The organism is Bradyrhizobium sp. C9 (genome assembly GCF_002532045.1).
Taxonomy (GTDB): domain Bacteria; phylum Pseudomonadota; class Alphaproteobacteria; order Rhizobiales; family Xanthobacteraceae; genus Bradyrhizobium.
In genome coordinates, this window is sequence record NZ_NWTG01000050.1 from 1 (window position 1) to 11,402 (window position 11,402).

Annotated in this window: 11 protein-coding genes and 2 pseudogenes; 5 read left to right on the plus strand and 8 right to left on the minus strand. The window is 57.8% G+C overall.

Annotation, left to right across the window (positions count from 1 at the left end; genetic code table 11):
• Window positions 1–994: Ulp1 family isopeptidase (locus CO675_RS39270; RefSeq protein WP_245453094.1), on the plus strand; the 994-nt coding region annotated here is incomplete at its 5' end.
• Window positions 995–1,058: 64 nt separating this feature from the next.
• The gene (locus tag CO675_RS42060; protein WP_158231376.1) at window positions 1,059–1,271 is read left to right on the plus strand and encodes an IS66 family transposase; all 213 of its coding nucleotides are present in this window, start codon (window positions 1,059–1,061) and stop codon (window positions 1,269–1,271) included.
• On the opposite strand, the pseudogene CO675_RS39280 reads toward CO675_RS42060, so the two are convergent.
• The 4 genes and pseudogenes from CO675_RS39280 to CO675_RS41930 form a co-directional block, all read right to left on the minus strand.
• Window positions 1,238–1,420, minus strand: a pseudogene (locus CO675_RS39280) (IS630 family transposase); the annotation flags it as partial. The gene CO675_RS42060 and the pseudogene CO675_RS39280 sit on opposite strands and share 34 nt — an antisense overlap.
• 197 nt (window positions 1,421–1,617) lie before the next feature.
• Window positions 1,618–2,784, minus strand: a complete 1,167-nt coding sequence (locus tag CO675_RS39285; protein WP_097677228.1) for an amino acid aminotransferase — start codon at window positions 2,782–2,784, stop codon at window positions 1,618–1,620.
• A gap of 632 nt (window positions 2,785–3,416) precedes the next feature.
• Window positions 3,417–3,872 (minus strand): GNAT family N-acetyltransferase, encoded by a 456-nt coding sequence (locus CO675_RS39290; protein ID WP_097677235.1) that lies wholly within the window; start codon window positions 3,870–3,872, stop codon window positions 3,417–3,419.
• A 269-nt stretch (window positions 3,873–4,141) separates the two neighbouring features.
• Entirely contained in the window at window positions 4,142–4,360 is a 219-nt protein-coding gene (locus CO675_RS41930; RefSeq protein WP_349644056.1) for an HNH endonuclease, read from the minus strand.
• A gap of 956 nt (window positions 4,361–5,316) precedes the next feature.
• On the opposite strand from CO675_RS41930, the gene CO675_RS41845 reads away from it, so the two are divergent.
• The 3 genes from CO675_RS41845 to CO675_RS39300 are packed head-to-tail and all read left to right on the plus strand — an operon-like array spanning window position 5,317 to window position 6,456.
• Complete coding sequence (locus CO675_RS41845; protein WP_283808138.1) at window positions 5,317–5,703, plus strand: GTP cyclohydrolase I; 387 nt, start codon at window positions 5,317–5,319, stop codon at window positions 5,701–5,703.
• Window positions 5,678–5,983 carry a GTP cyclohydrolase I gene (locus tag CO675_RS41850; RefSeq protein WP_283808139.1) on the plus strand — a complete coding sequence of 102 codons (306 nt, stop codon included), beginning with the start codon at window positions 5,678–5,680 and terminating at the stop codon, window positions 5,981–5,983. Before CO675_RS41845 ends, CO675_RS41850 begins: the two co-directional genes overlap by 26 nt.
• Window positions 5,980–6,456 carry a 6-pyruvoyl trahydropterin synthase family protein gene (locus CO675_RS39300; protein WP_097677229.1) on the plus strand — a complete coding sequence of 159 codons (477 nt, stop codon included), beginning with the start codon at window positions 5,980–5,982 and terminating at the stop codon, window positions 6,454–6,456. Before CO675_RS41850 ends, CO675_RS39300 begins: the two co-directional genes overlap by 4 nt.
• 1,848 nt (window positions 6,457–8,304) lie before the next feature.
• Here the strand turns inward: CO675_RS39300 and CO675_RS40815 are convergent.
• From CO675_RS40815 to groEL, 4 genes and pseudogenes are all read right to left on the minus strand, one after another.
• Window positions 8,305–8,787 carry a hypothetical protein gene (locus CO675_RS40815; RefSeq protein ID WP_158231377.1) on the minus strand — a complete coding sequence of 161 codons (483 nt, stop codon included), beginning with the start codon at window positions 8,785–8,787 and terminating at the stop codon, window positions 8,305–8,307.
• Between the two features lie 310 nt (window positions 8,788–9,097).
• Window positions 9,098–9,727, minus strand: a complete 630-nt coding sequence (locus tag CO675_RS40310) for a hypothetical protein (protein ID WP_143279222.1) — start codon at window positions 9,725–9,727, stop codon at window positions 9,098–9,100.
• A 653-nt stretch (window positions 9,728–10,380) separates the two neighbouring features.
• Window positions 10,381–10,800, minus strand: a complete 420-nt coding sequence (locus tag CO675_RS39320) for a phasin family protein (protein ID WP_245453095.1) — start codon at window positions 10,798–10,800, stop codon at window positions 10,381–10,383.
• A gap of 410 nt (window positions 10,801–11,210) precedes the next feature.
• Window positions 11,211–11,402, minus strand: a pseudogene (groEL, locus tag CO675_RS39325) (chaperonin GroEL); the annotation flags it as partial.

The following is an 11,402-nucleotide window of genomic DNA, read 5'->3' on the forward strand; positions in this document are numbered from 1 at the left end:
TCGCTCAGACACCTACGCTGGTCTTGAGCCATTTGTTGATCTGAATGCACCAACGCCCTCCGAGTTGCGGGACGATGCTCACTTTGCGCCAGCCGATCGTGCCAGGGCTCGCTCAAATTCCTACGCTGGTCTTGAGCCATTTGTTGATCTGAATGCGCCACCGCCGTCCGAGTTGCGCGACGATGATCACCTTGCGCCAGCCGATCCTGCCAGGGTTCGCTCAGACACCTACGCCGGTTCTGTATCATTTGTTGGTCGGGATGCGCCCAGACCGCAGGTGATTGATCTCAATCCGCCCACGCTGCAAGAGCTGCGTGATGATGCTCGTTCTGCGCCTTTCCCGCGCACATCCGCCGGTGCTCAAATCGGGGCTATGGATCCGACAGCCTCCTCCTACGGCCGCAGTGGACTAGAGCTCGGTGCCAAGGAATGGCTGGGCGATAAGCATATCCACAGGGATTACGAGCTCCTGGCGGAGGAGTTGCGGCGGGGCCGTCCGGAACTCGCCGCCCAGATGCAGTTCGTAGACCCCCTGACAGCTCACTATCAACTGCGCTTCGGCGCCGAGCCCGACATGCGCCGCGCGTTGAAGCGCATCGGCTACGATCCAAATGGTAATGGTCCCGACTTCCTGTTCCTGCCAGTGAACGACGCTATGGATCCTAATCGCCCCGGCACGCATTGGTCACTGCTGCTCCTTGATTGCCACACGCAAGGAGAGCCGGTTGCCTATCACTACGACTCTGTCCGGGGACACAACCACGAGGCGGCAGCGCAGCTCGCACGACGGCTGCGTGCCCGCCTGGAGTCACCCAGCATGGCCCAGCAGCGGAACAGCTATGATTGCGGCGTCTTTGTGGTGGACGGCACGCGGGCGCTGGTTCGACGATTGGCCCAAGGAGAGCGGCCAGCGCACGAGCCACTGCACCTTGACAACCTCGTCGCCAATCGGCGGTCCCTCCAGATTCGACTGGCTCATCCCGGCTTGGGCTAATGGAGCTGGCTGGAGTGGCTCTCCCGGACACTACACCGGGGGCTCGCCCAAGCGAGCCGCCTGTTTGGCCGCGGAAGCCGAAGCCCAGGGGGCCTTGCTGATCGAGAAGCTCAAACTCACGATCAAGAAGCTCCGCCACGAGCAGTTCGGACAGTCCTCCGAGCGACGCGCATTGCTGGAGCAGTTCGAGCTGAAGCTCGCCAACGTGGAGGAGACCGCGGCGCAAGCTAAAGCATTCGCCGATCATGTTACAGCGTATCCTGCGGCGATGAAGTAGTTGCGACATTCGGTTGCTGTGAAGAGATCAATGATGCCACCAATCGCGCTCCAGAGGCCTTCGACGGTTCGTTTTGCGGCTTGACGCAAGAGCGCTTTGAGCTTGGCGAAGGAATTCTCGATCGGATTGAAGTCAGGCGTACGCATCGGCGAGGGCCCTGGTCAGGTCGCTTTGGGCGGATCGCCGATTGCGATTAGGCGGCGTGAGCGATGCTCTGAGGGCGCCAGTTCAAAGGCAGGAGTTCGTGGATACGCCTGGAGAGATGATCTGGCAGGCGGGCCAGGAGGGATCGAACCTTTGACAGCGGTCTGAGGCCTCTATCAAGGTCCATGTCCCAGTGCGGAACTCACAGCCCCTTGATCGCGCTTGCGACACGCGCCACATCGTTGCGCTTCAAGCCGGCGACGTTGATGCGGCCAGATGTCGGCATGTAGATGCCGTGCTTTTCCCTTAGTTTCAGCACCTCGGTCTGAGAGAGGGGCAGAATGGAAAACATGCCCTCTTGCGAGCCGATGGCGACGGCATTCGACCATCTTGCTCCCAATGCGTCGGCGAAAGATTTTCGCAACGCGAGGAGGCGATGACGCATCGATTCCAACTCTTCGCGCCAGTCCCGGCATAGTTCGGGGGAGCTGAGGATGGTCTTCACGATTGCGGCGCCGTGATCGGGCGGCATTGAGTAGCTGGCGCGGGCGATAGCAACAAGATTGGACCGAGCAGTCTCTGAAGCTGATTGCAAAGAGGCGACCGCAAACACCGCGCCCGTACGCTCGCGATATAGTCCAAATGATTTCGAGCAGGACAGCGCGATAAGCGCCTCTGGAACGGCAGAAATTGTCGAACGAAGCGCGGCGACGTCTTCGTCGAGGCCGGCACCAAAACCCTGATAGGCAAGATCAATCAACGGCGTAAGCCCGCGCGCAGCGATCATCGCGGTGATCCGACGCCAGTCGTCCGCCGTCAGCACAGCGCCGCTCGGGTTGTGACAACAAGCATGGAGCAAAACTGCGTCGCCCGGCTCGGCCCGTTGTAGTGCATTCATCATGCTGTCAACTAGAATGGTCTGCGAGGCAACATCAAAGAATGGATAAGTCTCCACCGGGAGACCGGCACCCGAGAAAATTCCTGCATGATTCGGCCAACTCGGTTGACCTAGCCAGATCTTACCCGTTCCGGTCCCGCGAATCAGCTCGGCAGCGAGCCGCAAAGCACCCGAGCCACCGAGTGTCTGCACACCAGAGGCGTGGATGGTTGCCGTATGCCCGCCAACCAACGACCACAAAAGATCAAGGAATGTTTGATCACCCTCTGGCGCCACGTACGCCTTAGTGTTCTGGGTCTCGCAAATCAGATGCTCGGCAGCCTTTACGGCACGAAAGATCGGCGAATGACCGGCCTCGTCGCGATAGACGCCGACCCCAAGGTCGATCTTGTCTGGTCGGGGATCTGCGTCAAAGAGCCCAATCAGCGCAAGCAGGGGGTCGTTGGGTTTACGGCTTAGTGTTTCAAACATTGTCGGCTTTCTTGATCGAGCGGAAACCGGCCGCATTTGACCGGATGGTTGGCTGCGTTCAGAAGTCAGAGAGTCGCGGCGCAAAGTCACGCGTCATAGTCGCGCAAGAACTCCTTGGCGCGACGTCTGTTTTGCAGGACGAAGTTTTCGAGTTCTGGCCGCCCAGCGCCCGCTTACGACGACGGCCCTGCTCGGGACGGGCCGGGTCGCGATGGCCCATAACGCATCAGTTCGGGTTCAAGGTGTTGCCAGATCGAATCGCTGCCGAAATCGCAGCTCGGGATGGCCCTGCCCGCGATGGCGCGGGTGCGATCTCCTGCCAATTCCGATCCTGCTCGCAATCGGGGGCTTCGGCCAGCGCCTGCAATGCGCTTAGCTCCCATGCTCAAAGCCCGCTGAATCGGGGGACGGTGGTGCGTCGGGCCGTGGGCTCGTGTTCGCTGGGTCTGTTGGGTTGAAATCCATCCTGTCTATCCTCTGGTGCCAACCTGCTTCCGGCATCGAGTACCCCGAAAGGTGCAAGTCCCACTGCGGCCGCTGGGCGGCATCGCCGTCTAGGCATCCGCGCTTTCATGGTGTGGCGCTCAGCTTTCCAGAAGCTGACGGGCAGACGGATTTAGGCCGATAGGAGCTCATATCATGCGGCAAAGCCGCGGGCCGACTTCCTCGAAGCCATTGCGCAGATAGAAGTCGAGGGTGCGCTTCCATTTCGGCTGCCACGGTGCTCCGACCTCCAGCCGCTTCCATCCTCGCGCGCGTCCTTCGGACAGAGCGACCGCGATCAGACGAGGCGCAATGCCCTGCGACCTCATGTCGGGGCAAATATAGAGTTCAGAGATTTCTCCGAACTTGCCGCCCGCGTAGATCGCGGTGCATTCGTTTAGAACCATGACGCCAACCGGCTCGCCGTCTCCGTAGGCGATCACCGCGACGACGCTGACATCTGCAAGAACTGCCGCCGCGCTTTGCGTGACGATTTCGATCCCCGGGGCCATCCGGCCCAAGAGCTCGACTTGGAGAGCATAAACGAAGCGGGCGACGGTTCCGCCATCTGTGACTTCAGCGCGGCGTGTGGATATGACCGGCATCTTTCTCTCCTGTCTGCTCCGCATCGGAATTGATTCATTCTGCGCCACGAGTGTCAGCGTGACAATTGTGATCCGCTAGATAGAGACAAGGCTAGCTGAGATTCCCGAACACCTCGAACCAGAGCCGAATGGAGCACTTTCCAATCAGCTGATTTTTGCTGTGGGTCTTGGTTATATGAAAACGCCTGATGACCTGCGATTTCCGCTGTAAATCGGCGTACGCAACTGAATTTCGATCCAACCGACGGTTTTCACGTCGCAGGGTTTCATCACGAAGCTAAAGCTCGCCTCTCCAAGATAGGACCATGATCATCGCGAACTTCACTGTCGAAACGGTCTTTCAAGCGGCTGCCGACGTCGAGCCGACAATCCGATGAGACGGTCACGTATCCCAGGTCAAAAAGCCGATGGATGTCAGTACGTAGAAGGAAGCTGTTCAGAGGCGTATGGCCTCCCCCGCATTTTGACTCTCGGGAACCGAGCTCAATCGCTCTGAAACCCTAGTCTATAGATATTAGCCATCTCCTTCCTCGGTGCTGAATCCTTTACCGGTCACCATGTTTGGAGACCAGCTCTCCGGAATGGTAGCCATAGATTCCGCGGCCAGAAGGGGGCCACTGGGTTAGGATTCGACAGCTAGCCAATTACAGGATCCTCTCGTTCGTCGAGAGCGATCGAGTCGAGACGATAACCTCCTATTCGCGCATTTCACGACGACTTGAGACGCGTTCTTTAAGCTAAAGGCGTCCTGGCCAGGGAGGGCGTTGCTTGCCGCGGCTTCATGCGGCCATGAGTTTCGCAAGCCCGCGTCAACGCTTCGCGTTCCTTGGTGGCGATCCATGTGCGCAATTTGACCTGGTCAAATGTCCAAACCTTGAATAGCTTTCCCGGGCCAAGAATTTCGTCCCGAGCTGCAGCTGCCTGTATAGTTCTCTTGTTCTCGCCTGTTATTCGAGCGACATCTTCGACCTTGATGCGTTCAGGCGTTCCGTTCGTCGATTTCTTCGCGCCAGTCACGGGGTCGATTAGCCGTCTGATGGCTTCGGGGCGGGTAAGATTTGGCCGCTTTTGCTGGCGCTTCAATCGTGTCCGCTTGTCGGCGTCTATGTCTGGATCCCGACACGAAAGCGCAAATGATCGGCCGGCGCGGCACAATGCATTGATTATTTCTTCCTCAAGCAAGTCTCGCACAGATACTTTTGCGGCATGCTGATTGCAGGGAGACGATAAAGGACCGTTTCGGCAATAGTGGTCTCTCGGTCACCGACGCAGGAGAGATGAAAGTTCTCGATCGTATGCAAATTGATACCAAACACTGCCCCGGTAAGGCACCTCCCCCAATTGACGCTTTGTCCATTGCGGGTCCCTCCGTGGTTCTTCACGACGACCGCAGATCATGTCGTTCACGGAAGCTAAAGGTCAAGCTCCTGGCACAGGATTTCTGATGAGCTCTACGCAAGCCATTCGTGAACGCCTGCGCGACGCCGGCGCGACGTTTGCGGCAAACGACAATATCGCAGAATACCTGCTGCCTGGTGACACTGAGGTGATCCAAGCCGAGGTCGAGCAGCACGTGCAGGCTGTGCTTGAAGCCCTGGTTATCGACACCAGCCGCGACCACAACACCAAAGCGACCGCGAAGCGCATTGTCAGGATGTACGTGCGCGAGGTTTTTGCCGGGCGCTTTGAGTCCGCGCCCAAGGTTACGGACTTCCCGAACGCGTGCGGCCTGAACGAACTCTACGCAGGGTCCCATTGCCGTGCGCTCGACGTGCTCGCATCACCTCCTACCCATAACCGGCCGCATGTGGGTTGGCGTGGTGCCCGGTGAAAAAGTGATCGGTATCAGCAAATTTGTACGCCTTGCCAACTGGATCATGTCGCGTCCGCACATCCAGGAGGAGGCCGCTGTTATGCTGGCGGACGAACTGGAACGCCGTATCCTTCCGAAGGGATTGGCCGTCATCGTTAGGGCGCAGCACCAATGCATGATCTGGCGTGGTGTTCGCGAGACTGACACCACTATGAAAATTAGCATCATGCGCGGTGATTTTCGCGACGACAGGACATTGCGCAACGAATTTACGGTACTGATCAAGGATCAACCATGACCTACCTATCGACGAAGACGTACGGTCATGAAATCGGACTGTCCGCTACATTTCGCCAGTGGCGCGCGCTGTCACACTGTCGTCTGCTGCACGGTTACGCGCTGTCATTTCGCTTCGAGTTCGAGGCCGACACCCTGGACGACAAGAATTGGGTCGTCGATTTTGGCGGCCTCAAAGAGCTGAAAGCGATGCTCGAAGACACGTTTGACCATAAGACCGTCGTAGCTGCGGACGATCCGGAGCTTGAATGGTTCCACGAAGCGGCGCGGCGCGGCGTGGCGGATATCGTTGTGCTACCTGCTGTCGGCTGCGAAAAGTTTGCCGAGCACGTCTACGGCATCGCGAGCAAGTGGCTGCTGACAGAGCGACTTGCTCCGCGTTGCCGGCTTGCATCTGTCGAAGTCAAAGAGCACGGTGCGAACAGCGCGATCTATCGGGGTACGAGCCGTGCTGCCGGTCAACGAGATCTTTGAAAGTATCCAGGACGAAGCGTACTATTGCTCTTTATGAGCAAGTGGGCGCCGCGCACTTCGGATCCTTGTGGCGCGCGAGGACTCGATTGCCCGCGTGTCAATACACACATCGCCCACCAGGTAGCGGAACTCATTGAGCTGCCCTTGCCACGCGGGCTTGTGGAGGCATTGGATCGTTGCCAACAGGAGGTCCTCGCTTTGGAAACGACCATCTTCTCGTTCTCCCAAATCGACCTCAACAGTGCGGATCTCTCCATTAGGCGATCAACCACTTTGAAAAGATCGGCAGAGAGACGTCAGAAGATGCCAGGTATGCACGAAATACCTCGTGCGAACGCGATTTGTATGATGGCTATCAGATCCCGCAGCATCGGCTCAGTAAATACGGTACAGATCGTACGTAGATCCATCTGGCTCAACGGGACCGAGACTTCTCTGAGGAGCTTCAACGATACGCCTGCGCTATCAAGATCAACCTTAGAGGTTGTCGATTGCGTGTGAATTTACTTCTTGCAGGTTAAGTGGACTTCGCAGTGCTGTTGTCCTCGGCGCTGTTGCCTTGGCGGCGGCCTTGTCGTGTTCTGTGCACAGCAGGGCCGCTCGCCTAGGTGCTAGCTGCGCCGTTGATGTTGAGGTCAAGCTGCTGATCAACGGCGCGCGGCGCACTCAATAGCTTCCCGGCGCCCAAGTTCTGGGGCCCTCACTGTTGAGAAGTAAGCCTAGGCTGGTCGCCATCCTCGTGGATGGCGCATTTGCGTTTCACCTCGATCATGAAAAGTTGCAGAATCGCGCTCTATCTTATTTGCCCGACTTCTGGCGCGAAGCCATCATCACAGGACGGGCATACATCTCCGAGCCGCGACTTTCCGCATTCTTCGCAAAAAACTGTTCCGCAGCTCGGACATTTATGAATAGCATCGTCAGAGCCGCTGTTTCCACAACGGGGACATTTTGAAAAATAGTGCGTTCCCAGCCTTTCCACCATGGCCTACGCGCCCGATTGGTCCTGCATGAATTAATGTGTGCCCCGCGCTGATACAATGGCAACATTGAGGGCCTCGCTCTTACCAGCATGGTACGCGACGAACGAACTTTCTCGCTTCTTACCCGAGTGGGCTCTGCCGGCTTCAAATTGGTACGTTTCGTACAAAGGATCATGCCCCGCGCTCTTCATATCTCATATGGGAGATGACACGCAGCGGTGTGGAATGCGGAGATCGTCCGCGGCCGGATGACTAGCCGTCCAACCAAATGTCCGAAGCAAATCCGCATGCGATAACCTTTCTACAAATTATTCCGCTGATGTCGGCTCTGTTCTTTTACTCGCATGCATTTGGGTTCTAGAGCGAGCATGTCGACCGCGAGTCGATAGGCAAGAAGATAGAAACATGCGAGAAGTACAGGGATAATGAAGAGCGGTCGGAATGTGTGGCCCGAGTGGAAACGAGATCGGCTGCTGCGCGTATGCAAAGACCGCCGCCGGCAAGACGGGGCCGGTAAGGCGTTTCGTTGTTGATCGTGATGGGAAAAAGCATAGGAGTTGTGGAGTGCCCAAAGAGTCCGGGCGAGTGCAGTCCCGTCTGCAGCTCCCATGCGTGCCTGTAAGAGTTAATTGTCGTTCAGGCCGTCCACTGCAAAGTGCTGGAGCAGAATTCGCGACTGTCAGAGTTTCACCGGTCGTCGCGCACTTACGCGTCTTACGTTAGAAGTCGACCGTTTGTTCCTGTCAAAAGGGGCGGACCGGCGAGGATAGCTCGTGCCGTCTTGGCGGCTTCCTTGTGACAACGCTCGGACTTGCCGCTTTTCGGGCTGAATTGCCGGCGCGTGCGACGAGACTTTTACTTTCAGCTATCGCGTCGGTGGCGACGCCGCTATTATTTCAATTTTCGGCACCTTCAGGACAAGGCCCTTTGCAAAATCGCGCAAGAAATCTCCTCTGTAGCCAGTCGTGACTACCCGAATATTCCTTTTGCAGGCGGCAGACAGGAGGCTATCGAGCAGGGCGCACTCGGTTTTCAGCCTTTCCTGTTCTGCCGCTGGTTCGACAGCCTGGGCGAAAACAACAGGAGCCATTCCGCGCCGATGTGCAATGCAGCGGTAGCCATCCGCCGAGTAGAGGCATCTCACGTTGCGGATCTCGACAAGCCTATCAATGAAAGTGCCAGGGGCGACATCAAGATGATCTGGATCACGGATTTTGAGAGCGGTCTGGCCGGGGTTGGCAACTATCTCTTTAAGATGAGCTGTCCCCAACTTCCTAAGAAGGCGAGTTGTCTTTAGGGCTTGGGCCGCTTTATCGAAGCACAGCAAGCGTTGCTTGCTGTTCTTCACTGTCGCGCAGTCCATCATTGGCATGCTGGCCCGCCGTACATCGGCTGCCATTGCGGGCGGGGGCGAAGAGAAGATGATTGCGGAGTAACAAAGGTACGAGAACCATCTCTGCATTTGAATTGGCTGCCGACGATTCATCTGGACTCATCTTTGCCCAAAAAGAAGGCATGGAGGCTGCTCGATACTCGGCACCCGCCCTCCATGGGCGGTTCGCCCTGAGGCAGCGGCGCCGCGCAGCCAGGCGTTGCAGGCTTTCATCTTGCACCGATTAGGTTAACTATAGGGCTTACGCGCTTGCAGACCAATTCACTCAAACTTGTAGGACGCCTCTAAGAAGGTGCCCCCATCGCTCCATGCTGTACTTCGCGAGTGCAGGGATCTGGATGAGTGTGCCTCGGCCGCCGCAGTTGAATATGACGTCGCTGTCGTTCTTGGTCCACATTGCCCAGTACCGAGCGCCGACGCCGATACTGAAATGTCTGCTGAGGAAGTACGACAGCGTTCCTTCGATCTGTACGCCTTCGCCACCTTGCCCGCGCTGATCGCAGAAAGTTGTTTCAGGACGGAGGAGATGGTTATCGCGACCGGTGAAGTCGGCCCATGGCAGGTAAGCAACATCTGCGCTCACGCGCCGGTCCTCAAACAGCATAGTCTCGACGTTAAGCCCGACGCGCAGCGTAACCCGATTGGTATCTTGACTGCCGATGATTTGCCGGACCGGAGCCGCGCATGCCCGATATGGCGAGGCTGTCTGCACGCATGCGATCGAATCCGACTTCTGGCCGAAGTAAGTACCACTGATAAATGCGCCCAGCTTGGAGGTGCCACCACGCATAAATCGTAACCGACATCGGCGGTGTAGTACATGAACCTCCGTTGGCCAGATCTGACAGTGTGTGCTATAGGGCGTGCTGCCGATGCTCGAATCCTCGACGTTCATCCTTCCCTTCTTGAAGCGTCCGATGCCAACGTTGCCCTTCAGGATTATCCCCCAGGGACTATCAAGCGTGCGAACAGCTCGCCGGAAATGCCGTCCAAGCCGTGATAGGTAAGCCTGGAATTGGGGATGCCGCTATCTCCGGATATCGGGGGCGGCTTCGTGTAGTCCCACTGGAATGTGCCTCTGCTGAGCCAGACCCGCGAGCCCCGCATCTCCCAGACTATCTCGGGGCGATAGAGACTGGGCCAAAACCGAAGGATACTACGGCGTCACCTTTTTGCCGTCCGACACGCGGGTCTCAGTTGAAAATGTCGCAAACCGATCGGGCGGCCGCGCTCACCGCCGACCAGAGGGGGCTAGCAAAAACATGACCATTGAGTTTGTCTCGCGTCCAACGCCGATCCGCATGTGTTGAATCGCAGGCTCGCTAGTCTTTCGGCGCATTTGGCGCTGTCGCATCTGGACGGTCTCAAAGAAAACGGCCCCGGCGGGGCGGGCCAGGGCCGTCAACTTGGAAGGTGCGTCAGCCAAGTGGGGTCAAGGAAGACGCGAAAACAGTTGTAGCAATCAACCGACCTCATGTTCAACTATATCAAGGTTTAGAGCTGCGGGGAGCCGTAAGCCTCCTGTGCCAGCCGGCCCGCCGTCCTTACTCAGGCGACATGATGGAGAGCCCTGTTGAAGTGCTTCTTGACTTGCCCGCGCATGTCTGTCGCAAGCCTCTGGCCGAGCTCCCACAATTCCTTGTTCTGGTCGAGGGCCTTGCGGGCTTGCTCGGTGGACAAGGTCAAGACCTCGGACGCCGACCCGCTGCCAAGCAGATGGGCGAACAAATCGAACGCGAAGGCGGTATTGGCGTGAGAGATTTCGAGCACCTTGATCCCGTAGTCGGTCGCGACGCCCGCGTTGCGCGAGTACGTTTCGCTCAACGCCTCGGTCATCTGTTCAGAGGCTGTGCGGGCGCGGGCAAAGCTCTCCGCAGCTAGATCGCCGACCACTCCGGGCAATGCGATCTTCGGGAAACCCAACAACGGCATTCCGAAGATGTTAGTGCCGTTCACCGTGACTTTCATTTCACTTTCACTCAAGGCGCAGTCCCCTTCTCGCGCGAAAGCATTGCTCGCAACGCTTGCTCGCGTCACGGGAGCTGACGCTCCGTGCTCGATTCGGATTTTTGAGTGAGCTTCGATCTTGTCCCGAGCTTACTGTGCGGGACGAAGATGACGCTGTCGGTTCGGTTTGCGACTCTCGCGCAAAATTTTTTTGAGATTGTCAACTCAGACCAACGTATATCTACGGAGAGTGCTGTGTATAACGTGTGAAGCATCCCGCATTGGCCGCGCTGCAGTACGTAACCCGGTGTGCCCCAAAACAAAAACCCCGGCATCGCTGCCGGGGTTCTGCATTTCGTTGTCGTTGAGCGAAATCCCGGCTCTGCGGTGCACCGCTTCGCGCTGCACCGCGTCCGGGACGACTTCGTCGCTTAGAAGTCCATGCCGCCCATGCCGCCGCCCGGAGGCATCGCGGGGCCGCCGGCGTTCTTCTTCGGCAGCTCGGCAACCATCGCTTCCGTGGTGATCAGGAGCGCGGCCACCGAGGCAGCGTTCTGGATCGCGGTGCGCACGACCTTGGTCGGGTCGATGATGCCCTTCTTGACGAGGTCGGCATAGTCGCC